This is a genomic window from Xanthobacter sp. NM-59, assembly GCF_021401125.1.
In the GTDB taxonomy this organism is placed as follows: domain Bacteria; phylum Pseudomonadota; class Alphaproteobacteria; order Rhizobiales; family Xanthobacteraceae; genus Xanthobacter.
Genome location: NZ_JACBFQ010000002.1, coordinates 531,316 through 547,500, shown reverse-complemented (window position 1 = coordinate 547,500; position 16,185 = coordinate 531,316). Strand labels below are relative to the sequence as shown.

Here is a 16,185-nt window from a genome sequence, read left to right as displayed (position 1 = left end):
GTGCTTGCGGGAGCGGCCGCGGCGGGGGTAGCCCCGGAGCGAACGGCTGTGGTTGGTGACACCGCGCATGATCTCGATGCCGCCCGCGCCGCGGGGGCGCGCTTCATCCTTGTGCGTAGCGGACCGGCTCCGGTGGGGCACCTCGCGGATGCCGCGGATCTTGTGGTCGAGAGCGTGGACGACCTTCCTGACGTGCTTTTCGCCGGCGCGGGACACTGAAGGCAAAGCCCTTCAGCACCGGCGCATCACCGTGGAGGTGCGGGGGGCCGCGTGATGATTCGGAGCGCGTTCTGATGCCGGGCCCTTGCCAATGAGGCCTGGCTCCTTCATGTCAGGGGTGAAGGGGCCGTGGCGGGCGGATGACCAAAGCGAATGATCAGGCGTCGTCTGTACATTGAAGAGCGGGTGTCGCCCACGGCCCGGTGGAGCTTCCGCCTCGCTTTGTTCGCGGTGCCGGTTCTGGTGCTGTCGATCCTGCTGTATCGGCTCGGCATTCTGGATTTCACGCTGGCAACGGTGGCGTTCGCCGCGGGCCTAGCGGTGGCGGCCCTGGGCGGCCTGCTGGGGGCGGTAGCCTTCTTTATCACCTGGGAGAGCGGATGGGTCGGCATTGGCCGGGCCATGGCTGCGGTTGCGCTCGCGGTTGTCGTGTTGTCGGCGCCAGCCGTGGTCATTGCCCGCGGCATGATGCTGCCCGAGCTCGCGGACATCTCCACCGATCTCGAGGATCCGCCACACTTCCACGCTCTGCTGCTCGCCAGCCCGCGGGAGGCCAATGGCCATTCCGCGCCGGACGCCCTGGCGGCGAATGCGCAGCGTATGGGCTATCCCGGCATCAAGCCCGTTGATCTCAGCGCAACGCCCGAAGAGGCGTTCAATGCTGTGCTGACCCTGGTGCAGAAGCGCGGCTGGCACATTCTAGATGCGGCCCCCCCGCGCGGCACCCAGCGCGATGGGCGGATTGAGGCCGTGGCTGTCTCCCGCGTCATGGGCTATCGAAATGATGTGGTGATCCGCATCCGGCCCACGCCCAAGGGCGCGCGGGTGGATATGCGCTCGGCATCAAGGTACGGAATGCGCGATCTCGGCTCGAACGCCGAGCGCATCGAAAGCCTGATGGACGACCTCGCCACGGAGCGCCGCAAGCATTGATGTCCGCCGCCGTGGCGGTTGGATGCGTGCGGGTGCCCGCCGGCTGTGGTCGCTGCCGCTGTGGTCGCTGGGGAAGGGGAGCGGGCAGCGCCCGCCGGGAGCGTCGCACGTGTTCTTGAGATGGTCGGAACTGTCCTCGCCTGCCATTGCGGCCCTCGACAAATCGCGCCTCGTCGCGGTGCTGCCGGTGGCGGCGGTGGAGCAGCATGGCCCGCATCTGCCCCTCGGGACGGATCTTTTTATCGCGGAGGGCTATCTGGCCCGCATCGCGCCACTGGTGCCGGACGCGCTGGACGTGGTCGTGCTGCCGGTGCAGGCGGTCGGCAAATCCGATGAGCACCAGACCTTTGCCGGCACGCTGACCCTGTCACCGGCCACCGCCATCACCGCTTGGGTGGAGCTGGGGGCCTGTCTTGCCCGCGCGGGCGTGCGCCGGCTGGTGCTCATGAACACCCACGGCGGCAATGTGCCGGTGATTGATCTGGTGGCCCGCACACTGCGGCTGGATCATGGAATGCTGGTCGCCATGTCCTCCATGCACCGGTTCGGCTATCCGCCGGGGCTGTTCGCGGATCATGAGCGGGCCCATGGCATCCATGGCGGGGAGGTGGAAACCTCCCTCATGCTGGCCTTCCGGCCAGAGCTGGTGGACATGGGCCAGGCGGCCGATTTCGTGCCCTATTCGGTGGACATGGAGAGCGCCTTCAAGCGCCTGCGCGCCAACCATCCCGTCGGCTTCGCCTGGCTCAGCGAGGATCTGAGCGCCGCCGGCGCCATGGGTGATGCCCGCGGCGCCACGGCGGAGAAGGGCGAGGCCGCGGCCGAGTTCGGCGCCCATGCCTTCGTGGAGCTGCTGCAGGACGTGGCCGCGTTCGATCTTGCCCGGCTCGGCGGAGGGGCGTGATGTCGTGAAAGGGCGAGGCCGGTCCGCGCGTCGGAAAGCATGTCTCTCCGCGGTTCCCGCTCCCACGGAGGGAGTAGGCTGGTGAGGGGCACGCGTGTGAAATGAGGGGTGCCGCAGTACAAAGCGGGAAGGCCCAAAGCGCTCTATGCCCTCCTGCCGCGCATTTCCTACGTGGCGCGAAGACCGTTCAGCCCCCTTCCGCAAGCCGAAGAGCGGCGAGCCGGATGCCGTCCTGGCCAAGCCTTGTTTCTTAAGGTCGATCGGGCGTGGAACCGCTCTTGGACCCCCTGAAAACAGGGGGCTGTTCCGCCATCACGCCGCCAGCAGCCCCGGCAGCCGGCCCCGGTTGAGCGCGAGCCATTGCAGCGCGATGATGAGATAGCCATTGGCGCAGCGGCCGGCGGACAGCATGTCTAGGGCGTCGTCCACCGATAGTGCGAGCGGGCGAATGACCTCGTCCTCTTCCGCAAGGCCGGCCCGCTCCGGCAGGCGGCTCGCGTCCACCTGCGCCAGGAACAAGGTGGCCTGCTCGTCGGTGATGCCGGGGGTGGGCAGCAGCCGCATGAGGGGCACCATGCGGCCCGGCGCCAGGCCGGTCTCTTCCACGCATTCGCGGCGCGCGGCCGCCTCGTCCGCCTCGCCGGCCTCGACGCCGCCGGCGACGATCTCCACCAGATCGCTCCGCTCCCGCCCAAGTGCGAGATAGGCTGGCAACCGGAACTGACGTACCAGCACCACCTGGTCGCGCGCCGGATCAAAAGCGAGCACCCCCACCACCCGGCCGCCGCGCAGGATATCGCGGGTCTGGGTGATGACGCTGCCATCCGCCTCAAGAAGGCGCGCCACATAGCGCTCATAGGGGCGATAGCCGGGGGCGATCAAAGTGGGGCCCTGCACATCCACGTCGGCGGGGCCATCGCCGGGCAGGGGCGGCTTGTCCATCTTGCTCATTGCCTCACCACCTCGCCGCCGGCGCTTTCCAGGGAGAAGGCGGCGGCGAACAGAGCGCGCGTATAGTCCTCGCGCGGGGTTTCGAACACGGCGCGGGCCGGGCCTTCCTCCACCATCTGGCCGTTGCGCATGACCAGGATGCGGCTCGCCAGGGCCGACACCACGCGCAGGTCGTGGGAGATGAACATGAAGGTGAGGTCGCGCTTCCTCTGCAGGGCGCGGAGCAGCTCCACGATCTGCGCCTGAACGATCATGTCGAGGGCGCTGGTGGGCTCGTCCAGCACCACGAAGGAGGGCTCCAGCGCCATGGCGCGGGCGATGGAGATGCGCTGGCGCTGGCCGCCGGAAAATTCGTGCGGATAGCGGTGTCGTGTTCCGGGATCGAGCCCCACATCGGCCAAGGCGGCGATGACGCGCTGTTCGCGCGCTTCGGCGGAAAGGCTGCGCTGGTGCACCAGCAGGCCTTCTTCCACGATCTCTCCCACCGACATGCGCGGGGAAAGGGAGCCGAACGGGTCCTGAAACACGATCTGCATGTCGGCCCGCAGCGGGCGCAGCTCCTTGAAGCCCAGCCCGTCAATGCGCTTGCCGAGGAAGGTCACGGGCCCGGCGGAGGAGATGAGGCGCAGCAGCGCCAGGCCCAGAGTGGTCTTGCCGGAGCCCGATTCACCCACCACGCCCAGGGTCTCTCCCCGGCGGATGGAGATGGAGACCCCGTCCACCGCCTTCACATGGCCCACCGTCTTGCGGAAGATGCCGCGCTTGATGGGGAAATAGACCTTGAGGTTCTCCGCCTCCACCACCACGGGTGCGTCCTGTGCCACCGGGGCGGGATCGGGCTTGGGCTCGGCCTTCAAGAGGGCCTGGGTGTAGGGATGGCGCGGGTTCAGGAAGGTCTCTTCGGCGCCGCCCTGTTCCACGATCTCGCCATGCTGCATCACGCACACCCGATCGGCGATCTTGCGCACGATGTTGAGGTCGTGGGTGATGAACAGCATCGCCATTCCAAGCCGCTTCTGAAGATCCTTCAAAAGCTTGAGGATCTGCGCCTGCACCGTCACGTCGAGGGCGGTCGTGGGCTCGTCGGCGATGAGCAGGTCCGGCTCGTTGGCGAGGGCCATGGCGATCATCACGCGCTGGCGCTGGCCGCCCGACAGCTGGTGCGGATAGGCTGAAAGCCGCGAGGCGGGATCGGGAATGCCCACTTCGGCGAGCAGCTCCAGGGTGCGCGCGCGGGCGGCGTTCGCGGAAAGGCCCCGGTGCAGGATGAGCATCTCGCCCACCTGCCGCTCGATGGTGTGGAGCGGGTTCAGGGAGCTCATGGGCTCCTGGAACACCATGGTGATCTTGTTGCCCCGCACGCCTCTCAGCTCCCGCTCGGAGACGGTGAGCAGATCACGCCCCTCGAACAGGATCTCGCCGGAGGGGTGGCGCGCGGCGGGATAGTTCAGCAGCTTCAGGATCGAAAGCGCGGTGACCGACTTGCCGGAGCCGCTCTCGCCCACCAGAGCCAGGGTCTCGCCCTTGGTGATGTCGAACGAGACGTGCTTCACCGCGAGCGTTTCCGAACCCTCGCGGCGGAAGGCGACCGATAGGTCGCGGATGGAAAGGAGGGGGGCCGTCATCTTGCGCTCTCCTTTCTCACGCGAAGGTCTTGCGAGGGTCGAAGGCGTCGCGCACCGCCTCGCCGGTGAAGATGAGCAGGCTCAGCATCACCGCCACGGTGAAGAAGCCGGTGAGGCCCAGCCACGGCGCCTGGATGTTGTTCTTGCCCTGGGAGAGCAATTCACCCAGCGAGGGCGAGCCCGGCGGCAGGCCGAAGCCCAGGAAGTCCAGGGCGGTGAGCGTCATCACGGACGAGGAGAGGATGAAGGGCAGCATGGTGAGGGTGGCCACCATGGCATTGGGCAGGATGTGCCGGGTCATGAGCGTGAAGTTGCCCACCCCCAGGGCGCGCGCCGCCTGTACATATTCGAAATTGCGTGCCCGCAGGAATTCCGCCCGCACCAGCCCCACCAGTGACACCCAGGAAAACAGGAGCAGGATGCCCAGGAGCACCCAGAAGCCCGGCACCAGCACCGAGGAGATGATGAGCAGCAGGTAAAGCGAGGGAATGGCCGTCCAGATCTCGATGAAGCGCTGGAACAGCAAGTCCACCCAGCCGCCGAAATAGCCCTGCACTGCGCCTGCGGCCACACCAACCACGGAAGAGACGATGGTGAGCGTGAGGCCGAACAGCACCGAGATGCGGAAGCCATAGATGAGGCGGGCGAGCACGTCGCGGCCCTGGTCGTCCGTGCCCAGCCAGTTCCACTCCAGGCCCGCGCAGCCAGCAACGCCCTTCTTCTCCGCCACCGTCTTGCACTGGTCCTCGGTGAGCATCCAGGTGGGCGGGGAGGGGGCCGGGGTCGGCAGGTCCAGATTGTGGGTGGAATAGGAATAGCGGATGGGCGGCCACACCATCCAGCCGCCCTTCTCCGCGATGAGCTTCTGAAGGTAGGGGTCGCGATAGTCCGCGTCGGTCTCGAAATCCCCGCCGAAAGTGGTTTCCGGATAGGCGCGGAACACCGGCACGTAATAGTGCCCCTCATAAGAGACGAGGATGGGCTTGTCGTTGGCGATGAACTCGGCGCCCAGCGACACCACGAACAGCACCATGAAGACGAGGAACGACCAATAGCCCCGCCCGTTGGCACGGAAATTGGCGACCCGCCGCCGGTTCAGCGGCGAGAGGTCGAAGCGGCCCCGGGGCTTGTGCCCGGGCGGGTTCTCCCCGGGTGGCGGCAGGGCGCCGTGGGGCAGCTCGCGGGCGGCGGGCACGTCGGTGGGCTCGCCCGGCTGGAGCAGGGGCACATTCTCCATGGTTCAGACCTCCCGCGTCTCGAAGTCGATGCGCGGATCGACCAGCATGTAGGTGAGGTCCGAGACAAGGCCGACGATGAGGCCGGCGAGCGAGAAAATGTAGAGGGTGGCGAACACCACCGGATAATCCCGGTTGAGCACGCTTTCAAACGAGAGAAGGCCGAGCCCGTCCAGGGAGAAAATGGTCTCGATCAGCAGCGATCCGGTGAAGAAGGCCGAGATGAACGCGCCCGGAAAGCCAGCGATGACGATGAGCATGGCGTTGCGGAACACATGCCCATAGAGCACCCGGCTTTCAGTGAGGCCCTTCATGCGGGCGGTGGTGACATATTGCTTGCGGATCTCTTCCAGGAACGAATTCTTGGTGAGCAGCGTCATGGTGGCGAAGGCGCCCAGCGCCATGGAGGTGATGGGCAGCACCAGGTGCCACGCATAATCCACGATCCGCTCGGGCCAGCTCATCTGCCAGAAGTTCTCTGAGGTCAGCCCCCGGAGCGGGAACAGGTCCCAGAACGAGCCGCCGGCGAACAGGATGATGAGCAGGATAGCGAACAGGAAGGAGGGGATGGCATAGCCGATGATCACCACCGCCGAGGTCCACATGTCGAAGCGCGAGCCGTCGCGCATGGCCTTGGCGATGCCCAGCGGAATGGAGATGGCATAGGTGATCAGCGTCATCCACAGCCCGAGGGAGATGGAGACGGGCAGCTTTTCCGCGATCAGGTCGAGCACCGTGATGTCGCGGAAATAGGAGCGGCCGAAATCAAAGGTCGCGTAATCCTTGATCATCTTGAAAAAGCGCTCGTGGGGCGGCTTGTCGAAGCCGAACTGCTTTTCGAGCTGGGCAATGAAGGCGGGGTCGAGCCCCTGGGCGCCGCGATATTTGGAGGCGATCGCATCGCCCGCGCCCGCCGCCTGGGCCGCAGCCGCGCCGCCGGTGAAATCTCCCCCGCCGCCGGACACGCGGGAGGTGGCGGAAACGTCGTCGCCCGTAAGCTGGGCGATCACCCGTTCCACCGGCCCGCCAGGCGCGAACTGAACGACCACGAACGACACCAGCATGATGCCGAGCATGGTTGGCACCATGAGGGCAATGCGGCGGATGATGTAAGCGAGCATCGCGTCTCCCGATCCGGACTGGCGGCGCAGACTAAAGCGTTTTCAAGCGAAGTGGATACCGGCCGACGTGAAGAAAATGCGTCGGCGCCACATGCTGGAGCAATCCCCGCGAACGCGGGCGGCAGCTTTGCGCGCGAGCCTGCGCCACGGCAAAGCGTCCCAGATCCCCGCGGTTGGGCGCCGGGCTTGCGCTCCAGGCCCGCGCTTCGCCGGCCGGCCTCATTCGGCCTTCTGCCCGTCGGGTGCGGTGCTCCACCAGGTGTCGAGCACGCCCAGCTCATAGCGCGGTTTCACCTTGGGCCGGTCGAACACGTCCCAATAGGCAATGCGGTTTTCGCCCGAATACCATTGGGGAATCCAATAGTGCCCGGCGCGGAGCACCCGGTCGAGGGCACGGCAGCAGGTGATCAGCGCTTCCGCATTCTCTGCCGCCAGCGCCTGGTTGATGAGGGCATCCACCACCGGGTCGGCAATGCCCGCCACATTGTAGGAACCGGGTGTGCGCGCCGCCTCCGTGGAGAAATAGGCGCGCAGTTCGTCGCCCGGATAGGGCGCGAAGCTGTAGCGGCGGGTCACCACGTCGAAGTCGAACGTTTGAAGCCGCGCCTGATATTGCGCGGGGTCCACGATGCGGAAGCTGGCCTCGATGCCCACCTTCTTCAAATGGCCGATGAAGCGGGCATGGTGGCGCTCCATGGCGCCACTGTCCTCGAGGAACTCAATTCTGAAGGGCTCGCCCTTGGCGTTCACGAGCTTGCCCTGGCGGATCATGTAGCCGGCGCTTTTCAGCAGCTCCACCGCCTTCAGCCGCAGGGCCCGGTCCTCGCCGGAGCCGTCGGAGGCGGGCGGCACATAGGGTTCGCCGAACACGTCTTCCGGCAATTGGGCGCGGAACGGGTCCAGCAGCTTCAGCTCGGCGGGGGAGGGCAGGCCCTGCGCCATCATGTCCGAATTCTGGAAGAAGGAGACGGTGCGGTGGTAGGAATCGTACATCAGATTCCGCCGCGTCCAGTCGAAGTCGAACAGAAGGCCGATGGCCTCGCGCACCCGGCGGTCGAAGAATTGCGGGCGGCGGGTGTTGAGGAACCAGCCCTGCACGCCGGAGAAGCTTTCGTCCGGCAGCGTCTCCAGCTTCACCCGTCCGTCGCGCACGGCGGGGAAGTCGTATTGGGTGGCCCATTCGCGGGCGGTGAATTCCTCGCGGAACAGATAGGTCCTGGCCTTGAAGCCCTCGAAGCCGGCGATGCGGTCGCGGAAATATTCGTAGCGCACCGTGTCGAAGTTGAAGCGGCCCTTCATGGTGGGCAGGTCCGCGCCCCAATAGTCCTTCACCCGGTCATATTCGATGAAGCGCCCCTGCTCCAGCCGCGCCACCTTGTAGGGGCCGGAGCCCAAAGGCAGGTCCATGGACGACTGGCTGAACGGATGCTGCGTCAGATAGGCCTTGGAGAAAATGGGCATGCCGGCGGCGGTCAGCGGCACATCGCGCGCGCGGCCAGGCTTGAAGCGCATGACCACCGTGCGCTCGCCATCCGCCTCCACGCTGGTGAGGTCGCGCAGGGCCATGCGGATGGTCTCGTAGCCATCCGCCTTCAGGGCCGCGAAGGTGGCCACCACATCGGCGGAGGTGACGGGGCTGCCGTCATGGAAGCGGGCCTTGGGGTTCAGCGGGAAGCGATAGGTGAGCCCTTCGTCGGCGATCTCCACCCCCGTGGCGAGGCGCGGATACATGGCACTCTTCTCGTCGCCGGCGGCGGCCATGAGGGTGTCGTAGATCAGCTCGATGCCCTGGGCGCCGTTGCCACGCTGATTATAGGGGTTCAGCGTGTCGAAGGTGTTCAGCGACTGGTTGTAGAAGGTGGTGCGGCCCATCTGCGAGAAAGGGCCGCCCTTGGGCGCGTCCGGATTCACATAGGCGAAGTGGGTGAAATCCGCCGGGTAGCCCAGGTTTCCAAAGAAGGAGATGCCATGGCGCATCTCGGCCTTCGCGGAGCGCCCGCCTTCTTCATCCGCCGGCGCGGTGGTTTCGGCGCGGGAGGCGCGAGGCCCCAGCACGCCAGCCGAGAGGCCGACGCCGATGCGGAGGAGGGAACGGCGGGAGAGCGTCATGGGATGAGGCCGATCACGTCATGGAACCAGGTCGCGTTGCACCGCCGTGTCATTTGGCTTGGCCGATCTTGGCCGCCTTTTCTGCATCAAACCACCAGATGTCCGGGAAGGCGAACGAATAGGCCGGCAGCGGCGCGGGATGGGAGAAGCGGTCCCAGCGCGCGGTGCGGGTGTAGTTCAGCGTCCAGGCCGGAATGACATATTCATTCCACAGCAGAACCCGGTCCAATGCGTGGGTGGCGGCCATGAGGTCGGCGCGGTCGGTGGCGTAGATCACCTTGTCGATCAGCGTATCGACCGCCGCGTCGCGAATGCCGCCATAGTTGCGCGAGCCTTCGCGATCGGCGGCGGAGGAGCCGAAAAAGTCGCGCTGCTCGTTGCCAGGCGACAGGGACTGGCCCCAGCCCGACACGATCATGTCGAAGTCCCGCGCCCGCACGCGATTGATGTATTGGGACGAATCCACGAGCCGGATGGTGACGGTGATGCCGAGCCGCTCCAGCGCCGGCTTGTAGAATACCGCAACCCGCTCGAACGCCGGGCTGGCGATGAGCATCTCGATGGTGAAGGCCTCGCCCTTGGCGTTTACCAGCTTGCGGTTCTTCACCTCCCAGCCGGCGGCCTTCATGAGCTGCGTGGCCTCGCGCAGATTGGCGCGGCGGGCGGTCTCGTCGCCGCTGACGGGGTTGGTGTAGGCGGTGGTGAACACCTCCTGCGGCACCTTGCCCTTCAGGCTCTCCAGAATATCAAGCTCGCGGCCCTGGGGCAGGCCGGAAGAGGCGAGTTCCGTGCCGGAGAAATAGGAATTGATGCGCTTGTACTGATCGAAGAACAGCGCATGGTTCATGCCCTCGAAATCGAGGGCGTAATTAAGTGCGCGGCGCACGCGCCGGTCCTGGAACTTCTCGCGCCGCAGATTGGGGATGAAGGCCTGCATGACGCCCGAGGCGCGGTTCTCGAACATCTCGAGAATGACCTTACCGTCCTTGCGGGCGGGGAAGTCATAGGCGGTAGCCCAGTTCTTGGCGGAGGATTCCACGCGGAAGTCATACTGGTCGGCCTTGAAGGCTTCCAGCATCACGGTGTCGTCGCGGAAGTATTCGTAGCGGATCTCGTCGAAATTGTCCTTGCCCACGTTCACATTGACATCCTTGCCCCAATAGTCGGCCACACGCTCATAGGCGATGGAGCGGCCGGGCACGACGTTCTTGATGCGGTAGGCGCCGGACCCCAAGGGCGGCTCCAGGGTGCCCTGGGTGATGTCGCGCGGCTTGCCGTCGGGGCCGGTGCCCGTCCACCAGTGCTTCGGCAGCACCATGAACTGGCCCACGATCTGCGGCAGCTCGCGATTGCCGGCCTGGTCGAAGGTGAAGGTCACCTCCCGCTCGGCGGTCTTCTCCGCCTTCACCACGTGGGAATAGTAGAATTTCTGGTTGGGATTATTGGCCACCAGCACCTCGAACGACCACACCACGTCCTCGGCGGAAATGGGGGTGCCGTCATGCCATTTGGCACTCTCGCGCAGCCGGTAGGTGACGGAGGAAAAGTCGGCGGGGTAGCTGACCCCTTCGGCGATCAGGCCATATTCGCTCGCCACCTCGTCATAGGCGGACGTCATGAGCGTGTCGTAGATGAAGCTCAGCCCGCTGGCGAGGCTGCCGCGCGGAATGACGAAGTTCAGCGAATCAAAGCCGCCATCCTCCGCCAGGCGCAGCACGCCGCCCTTGGGCGCTGTGGGGTTCACATAGTCGAAGTGGGGAAAGCCGGCCGGATAGCGGGGCTCGCCCATCAGCGAGAGGCCGTGACGGAAGCTGGGGGGGCTGGCGGCCGTGCTCCCGGTGGCCGCGCCGGCCTCCTCGGCGAAGCCGCGCGTCGCGAGCATTGGCGCAAGGGCGGTGGCGAGGGTGAAGGCACGGCGGGTGAGCAGGGGCATCGACGTCTCCGGATACAGGTCCGCGGTTCCCCGCAATACCCGATTATGGCGCCGGCCGCGACGTGGGAAAGGCGGGCAGCCCGGGTGAGGCACGGAACCGGATCGCAGGGTGCCTCCCCGCTGGGGCAACAAAAAGGGCCGATCCTGGCGGACCGGCCCTTTTTGAACAGCGCATGTCTGACAAATGCGTGAAGGCCCAAGCGCTTGGAGCCGCCTTGCCCGCTCCCGGCTCGCCTTCCGCGACACCTTGAACGGGCTGGAGGGCGGCGGGTGAACCGGGGCTCGCCCCGCCGCCCTCAATCTTCAGCCTTCAACCTCGCTTGGCAGCGCCTCACTTGGCCGGCGCGGCCTCGGGAGCGGCAGCCGCGGCGGTGGGCAGGGGCTGGGGATTGTGCGACAGCGAGTTCAGGTAGGCGATGATGTTGGCGCGATCCACGGCCTTGGGCAGGCCGGCGAAGCCCATGGCGGTGCCGGGCACGGCGGACTTGGGATTGGTGATGAAGGCGTTGATGGCCTCCGGAGTCCACTTGCCACCCTTGGCCTTCATGGCCGCCGAATAGGCGAAGCCCTCGACGCTGGCCACATCGCGGCCAACCACGCCGTAGAGATCCGGGCCGACCTTGGCGCCGGCGCCTTCCGCGAAATTATGGCAGGCGCCGCACTTCTTGGCGACGGTCGCACCCTTTTCCACCGAGGCGGTGGCGAACAGCTCCTCAATGGTCGGCTCAGCCACCTTGGTCGCGGTCGCGCCAGCTTCCTCGATGGCAATCTCATAGCCCGGCTTGGCCGGGGCGTCGGGCGTGAAGAGGATCTGGGAGGTAATCCCGATGCCCACGGCAAATGCCAGCGTCGCCAGCAGGGCACCTGCAATTTTGTTCAATTCAAAAAAGGTCATCGGCGCTATGCCCCTCGAAGCCCTTGTTTTGGAGCATCCCGACCCGCGAAATGGGCAGCGCGCGGTGGTGTGCTTCCTATCCCTATAATATGACGCGCGCGAACCCCTCCGCGCATTCTCGGCGACACTAAGCACTTTGATTGGAACGGCGCAACCCGTATTAAGGCGCCTGCCGGGGCCGTCACCGCGGTGTCGCGAACCGTTCGGAAGCGATCCGGCGGAGAGGTTCCGCGCCCGGCCTTTAATTCCTTCGCGCTGGCGCGCTGGCGACCCTGGGGCGTGGCCTTGGGGCAGGTGCGGCGGGCGCGCGGCGTTGTCGCAGCCGGCGGCCTTCCGGCATGGTGGATCGAGTTCCGCTCGGGGTGGATATCCCCGCGCATCGCGAGCGGGCATCGTGGCTTTCCCTTCTGGGAGGCGGCGCGGGGCGGTGAGTGTCCAGGATGCGTCGCATCTCGTTTCAGGGTGAGCCGGGGGCCAATTCCCATATTGCGTGCCGCGAGGCCTTTCCCGACTTGGAGGCGCTGCCCTGCGCCACGTTCGAGGATGCCTTCGCCGCGGTGGATGGGGGCGAGGCCGAGCTTGCCATGATCCCCATCGAGAATTCGGTGGCCGGCCGGGTGGCGGACATTCACCGCCTGATGCCCCAGTCGAAGCTGAACATCGTGGGCGAATACTTCCTGCCCCTGTCGCACCAGCTGATGGCCGTGCCCGGCGCCAGCCTCGCCACCATCCGCACCGTGCAGAGCCACGTGATGGCGCTGGGGCAGTGCCGCAAGGCCATCGCCGAATTGTCCCTGACCCCGCTCATCGGGGCGGATACGGCCGGTTCCGCCCGCGAGATCGCTGAGGCAGGAGATCCCACCCGCGCCGCCATCGCCTCGCGCCTGGCGGCCGAGATCTACGGGCTCGACATCCTCAAGGAGAACATTGAGGACGAGGCACACAACACCACGCGCTTCATTATCCTGGCCCGCAATGGCGAATGGGCGCCGGCCGAGAGCGCCCCGGTGGTGACCACCTTCGTGTTCCGGGTGCGCAACGTGCCGGCAGCGCTCTACAAGGCGCTGGGCGGCTTCGCCACCAATGGCGTCAACATGACCAAGCTCGAATCCTACCAGATGGACGGGCACTTCACCGCCACCCAGTTCTATGCCGACGTGGACGGGCACCCCGACGAGCGCTCCGTGCGCCTGGCGCTGGAGGAGTTGGCCTTCTTCTCCCGGGAGATGCGCATTCTGGGCGTCTATCCCGCCCATCCCTTCCGCGCGAGCCTCCAGGTGGGACCGGAAAACCCCTGAGCCGGCGGCGCGCTCCGCTCAGTGGTCGAAGCGGAGCGCGATGCGGGCGCGGCCCTGGCTGCGGCCGAAGCGGACATGATCGGAGAGGCGCTGGAGCATGTAGGCGGTGAAGCCCGCCACCTCCTGCGCATCGCCCAAGAGCGCCTCGGGCGAGGGGCGCTCCTTGGGCGGCTGCACGATCTCGCCATCATAGAGAAGATAGACGTCGAGGTGGGCCTCGTCGAAGCGGGCGCGCAGCTCCACCGGGCCTTCCGCGAGCCCGCTGTCGGTGATGAGCTCCAGCGCCTGGGCAACGGTGGGGATGGCGGCGGCGATCACGTCGCGGCGGGCGCCCCACACATCGCCCTGCTTTTCCAGGAAATCGCGCGCGAAGGGGAAGGCGTGGGCGCCCTCGGGCACCTTCTCCCCGGTCTCGCGGGCAATGCCGATGCGGAACAGGATGTTCAGCAGGATGGCACTGCACGCCGCCACCGTGAGCGGGGTGGAGAACAGGGGCTGCAGCGCGGCCGGGATCTGCTCCTTCAGTGGCAGCAGCGCCACCGAGAGGCCCGCCAGCACCGAGAGCCCCACCAGGAACACCCGCCGCTCGGAGAGCCGGCGCGATACGATGAGGTCCATGCCCGCCACCACCAGATAGGCGGAAGTATAAAGCAGGATGCCGCCAATCACCGGCGAGGGAATGAGGGTGAGCGCCACGATGGCCTTCGGGAAGAAGGCGATGGCGAAGATGAGCGCGCCGGCGGCGATGCCGATCACCCGCGCGGTGGCCTGGGTGGCGAAGGCCAGCCCCACCGACGACGAGGACAGGCCCGACTGGAAGCCGCCGCTCAGCCCGTTGAGCATATTGCCGATGCCGCAGGCGGTCACCGCGCGCTGGGCCGCGCGCATGTCGGCGCGCCGCCAGTCGGCGTCATTCATGCGCTCCAGCGAGACGGTGACGGACAGCACGTCCACTAGATTGATCAGCACCAGCAGAGCCATCAGCGGCAGCAGGCTGGGCTCGATGCGCAGATCGGGCAGGGTGGGCTCGGGCCAGGCCATCAGCGGCGTATCGGCGATGATTCGCGCGGCGTCGGGGTGGTCCACACCCAGCATCGCCGCCAGCACCCAGCCCAGGCTCGCCCCCGTCAGCATGGCGAACAGCTTCAGCCCGCGCGGCGCAAACACCGTGACGGCAACGATGAGGCCGAGGGTGGCGGCGCCGGTCATGAAGGCTGCGGGGGCGACCTCGGCGCTCTCCGTCGCCATGCCCAAGGCACGGCGGAAGGCCGGTCCGGCGAGGGAGACGCCCAGCATGGTCACCGCCACGCCGCACACTTCCGGCGGCAGCAGCACCCGCAGTGGCCGGGCCAGCCGGGCAACGAATATCTGCGCCACGCCGACGGTGAACATGGTGGCGCCCCATAGCCCCACGCCGCCAAGGGTGAGCGCCTGCAGGGCCAGGGGAATGGCGCCCGGCGAGGGAATGTGCACCGCCAGGTAGCCGCTGCCGAAGCGCGTGGGCAGGCATTGCAGCACGGTGGCGATGCCGATGCACAGGGCGCACGCGGTGAGCATGCTTGTGGTCTGCGCCGCCGGCAGGCCGACTTCGGTGGCCGCGAGGATAGGGTAGAGCAGGAAGGTGGCCGCCAGCATGGCGTGCTGGCTGGCCAGGGTCAGCAGATTGGGCCTGGGAACCGGGTCGTTGAGGCCATAGACCAGCGAGGGCGGGCGCCGGCCCTGCCTATGTCGCCCACCCGGCGGGGGGAAGGCGCGGTCCAGCAGCCGCCAGAGCACGGAGCGGGTGGGCGCGGCCTCAGGCACGCGCGCCTTCCACGAAAGCGCGCATGAGGTGGTGGGCGATGGCGGCCGTCACCGGGGCGAACAGACCGTCGGGGTGGGCGTGGGCGATGAGGGCGGCGGTCTCCTCGCGGGAGAACCAGCGCACCGCCTCCAGCTCACCGGGATCCATGGTGATGGCTTCGGACGTGGCCTCCGCGAGGCAGCCGAACATGAGCTGCATGGGGAAAGGCCAGGGCTGGCAGGAATGGTAGGTCACGCGGCCCACCGCGATGCCCGCTTCCTCCATGGTCTCGCGCCGCACAGCGTCCTCAATGGTTTCGCCTGGCTCCACGAAGCCGGCAAGGCAGCTCCACATGCCGGGCGGGAAGTGGGGCTGGCGGCCCAGCAGGCATCGGTCACCGCGGGCGGTGAGCATGATGGCCACCGGGTCGGTGCGCGGAAAATGCTGGGCGCCGCAGCTGGGGCAGTCCCGCCGCCAGCCGGCCTCCACCACCCGCGTCTCTGACCCGCAATTGGCGCAGAAACGATGCCGGCCGTGCCAGCCGAACAGGGCCTTGCCGGTGGCCAGGGAGCCCAGGTCGTCATTGGCTACCAGTCCGCCGGCGGCGATGGAGCGCAGGTCCGTCACCTTGAAGCCGAGGGCCTCGATCTCCTCCCGCCGCCCGGGGTCGAAGGAGAGGCCAAAGCGCGGCGCGTTGCCCTCCAGGCCCAGGAACAGCATCCGCTCGTCGCACCACGGCCGGGCTTCGGCGAGGGAAAGAAGGGGATTGTCGAGCGCGCCCGCCTCGCGGGCCGGCTTCAGGGCCACCAGCTCACCGCCGAAAACATAGGCGCGCGCCTCCGCGTGGGAACGCAGGGCATGCGCGGTGCTTCGCAGATGGGCCGCGCGGTCGAGGCGGGTTTCCACATAGCCCATCGGGGGCCATGCGCCGAGGTCGGGGCGGGAAGGGGAAAGCAGCATGATGGGTCAGGAACTTCCAGCGCGGCGCGGGTGCCCGACGGTGGCACGGGCGCCGCGGCGAGGCAAGGCCGCCCATGGGGCAGGGGCGTGAGGTCGGGGGAAACGGGGTGGGGGGGGGATGGCAGGGGGCATATGGTCCCCCAAGCCTCCAAGTCCGCGCCCCCTGCAGATGATCGCCGGGCCGCTCCGGGAACCGCGCAGGCGTCGGCGCCGCGCTTC

At 67.2% G+C, this 16,185-nt stretch carries 13 protein-coding genes (1 of these 13 only partly in view); 4 read left to right on the top strand and 9 right to left on the bottom strand.

The features are described 5' to 3' along the window. From L0966_RS07795 to L0966_RS07785, 3 genes are all read left to right on the top strand, one after another. Nucleotides 1-219, top strand: the end of a protein-coding gene (locus L0966_RS07795) for an HAD family hydrolase (protein WP_234051281.1). It extends 549 nt beyond the left edge of the window; the window shows 219 of its 768 coding nt (coding positions 550-768); its start codon lies beyond the left edge, outside the window; it ends in the stop codon at nucleotides 217-219. Nucleotides 220-372: 153 nt separating this feature from the next. After that, a complete protein-coding gene (locus L0966_RS07790; protein ID WP_234051280.1) occupies nucleotides 373-1,152 on the top strand; it encodes a DUF1499 domain-containing protein in 780 nt (259 codons plus the stop codon). Between the two features lie 109 nt (nucleotides 1,153-1,261). Beyond that, nucleotides 1,262-2,056, top strand: a complete 795-nt coding sequence (locus L0966_RS07785; RefSeq protein WP_370640641.1) for a creatininase family protein — start codon at nucleotides 1,262-1,264, stop codon at nucleotides 2,054-2,056. A 312-nt stretch (nucleotides 2,057-2,368) separates the two neighbouring features. Here the strand turns inward: L0966_RS07785 and L0966_RS07780 are convergent, their stop codons facing one another. The 7 genes from L0966_RS07780 to L0966_RS07750 all read right to left on the bottom strand — a co-directional run bounded on the left by L0966_RS07780 (nucleotide 2,369) and on the right by L0966_RS07750 (nucleotide 11,925). Beyond that, the gene (locus tag L0966_RS07780) at nucleotides 2,369-3,007 is read right to left on the bottom strand and encodes an NUDIX domain-containing protein (RefSeq protein ID WP_234051279.1); all 639 of its coding nucleotides are present in this window, start codon (nucleotides 3,005-3,007) and stop codon (nucleotides 2,369-2,371) included. After that, on the bottom strand, nucleotides 3,004-4,632 hold the full coding sequence (locus tag L0966_RS07775) for an ABC transporter ATP-binding protein (RefSeq protein ID WP_234051278.1): 1,629 nt from the start codon (nucleotides 4,630-4,632) through the stop codon (nucleotides 3,004-3,006). The genes L0966_RS07780 and L0966_RS07775 overlap by 4 nt, the downstream gene beginning before the upstream one ends. A gap of 16 nt (nucleotides 4,633-4,648) precedes the next feature. Next, nucleotides 4,649-5,869 (bottom strand): ABC transporter permease, encoded by a 1,221-nt coding sequence (locus L0966_RS07770; protein WP_234051277.1) that lies wholly within the window; start codon nucleotides 5,867-5,869, stop codon nucleotides 4,649-4,651. 3 nt (nucleotides 5,870-5,872) lie between these two features. Next, complete coding sequence (locus L0966_RS07765) at nucleotides 5,873-6,988, bottom strand: microcin C ABC transporter permease YejB (protein WP_234051276.1); 1,116 nt, start codon at nucleotides 6,986-6,988, stop codon at nucleotides 5,873-5,875. A 219-nt stretch (nucleotides 6,989-7,207) separates the two neighbouring features. Continuing rightward, a complete protein-coding gene (locus tag L0966_RS07760) occupies nucleotides 7,208-9,097 on the bottom strand; it encodes an extracellular solute-binding protein (protein WP_234051274.1) in 1,890 nt (629 codons plus the stop codon). 49 nt (nucleotides 9,098-9,146) lie between these two features. After that, nucleotides 9,147-11,030, bottom strand: coding sequence for an extracellular solute-binding protein (locus L0966_RS07755; RefSeq protein ID WP_234051272.1), 1,884 nt, complete (start codon nucleotides 11,028-11,030; stop codon nucleotides 9,147-9,149). A 331-nt stretch (nucleotides 11,031-11,361) separates the two neighbouring features. After that, entirely contained in the window at nucleotides 11,362-11,925 is a 564-nt protein-coding gene (locus tag L0966_RS07750) for a cytochrome c family protein (protein WP_234051271.1), read from the bottom strand. Nucleotides 11,926-12,356: 431 nt separating this feature from the next. Between L0966_RS07750 and L0966_RS07745 the strand changes: the two genes are divergently transcribed. Beyond that, nucleotides 12,357-13,223 carry a prephenate dehydratase gene (locus L0966_RS07745; protein WP_234051269.1) on the top strand — a complete coding sequence of 289 codons (867 nt, stop codon included), beginning with the start codon at nucleotides 12,357-12,359 and terminating at the stop codon, nucleotides 13,221-13,223. A gap of 18 nt (nucleotides 13,224-13,241) precedes the next feature. Here L0966_RS07745 and L0966_RS07740 read toward each other — a convergent pair whose 3' ends face one another. Both L0966_RS07740 and nudC read right to left on the bottom strand, forming a co-directional pair. Beyond that, nucleotides 13,242-15,026, bottom strand: a complete 1,785-nt coding sequence (locus L0966_RS07740; RefSeq protein ID WP_234051268.1) for a solute carrier family 23 protein — start codon at nucleotides 15,024-15,026, stop codon at nucleotides 13,242-13,244. Continuing rightward, on the bottom strand, nucleotides 15,019-15,966 hold the full coding sequence (gene nudC / locus L0966_RS07735) for an NAD(+) diphosphatase (protein WP_234051267.1): 948 nt from the start codon (nucleotides 15,964-15,966) through the stop codon (nucleotides 15,019-15,021). Before nudC ends, L0966_RS07740 begins: the two co-directional genes overlap by 8 nt. Nucleotides 15,967-16,185 lie beyond the last annotated feature (219 nt).

Bases quoted from the DNA above. Each gene is read 5' to 3' on its own strand.
- L0966_RS07790 (WP_234051280.1), top strand. From the start codon at position 373: ATGATCAGGCGTCGTCTGTACATTGAAGAGCGGGTGTCGCCCACGGCC.
- L0966_RS07780 (WP_234051279.1), bottom strand. From the start codon at position 3,007: ATGAGCAAGATGGACAAGCCGCCCCTGCCCGGCGATGGCCCCGCCGAC.
- L0966_RS07775 (WP_234051278.1), bottom strand. From the start codon at position 4,632: ATGACGGCCCCCCTCCTTTCCATCCGCGACCTATCGGTCGCCTTCCGC.
- L0966_RS07770 (WP_234051277.1), bottom strand. From the start codon at position 5,869: ATGGAGAATGTGCCCCTGCTCCAGCCGGGCGAGCCCACCGACGTGCCC.
- L0966_RS07765 (WP_234051276.1), bottom strand. From the start codon at position 6,988: ATGCTCGCTTACATCATCCGCCGCATTGCCCTCATGGTGCCAACCATG.
- L0966_RS07760 (WP_234051274.1), bottom strand. From the start codon at position 9,097: ATGACGCTCTCCCGCCGTTCCCTCCTCCGCATCGGCGTCGGCCTCTCG.
- L0966_RS07755 (WP_234051272.1), bottom strand. From the start codon at position 11,030: ATGCCCCTGCTCACCCGCCGTGCCTTCACCCTCGCCACCGCCCTTGCG.
- L0966_RS07750 (WP_234051271.1), bottom strand. From the start codon at position 11,925: ATGACCTTTTTTGAATTGAACAAAATTGCAGGTGCCCTGCTGGCGACG.
- nudC (WP_234051267.1), bottom strand. From the start codon at position 15,966: ATGCTGCTTTCCCCTTCCCGCCCCGACCTCGGCGCATGGCCCCCGATG.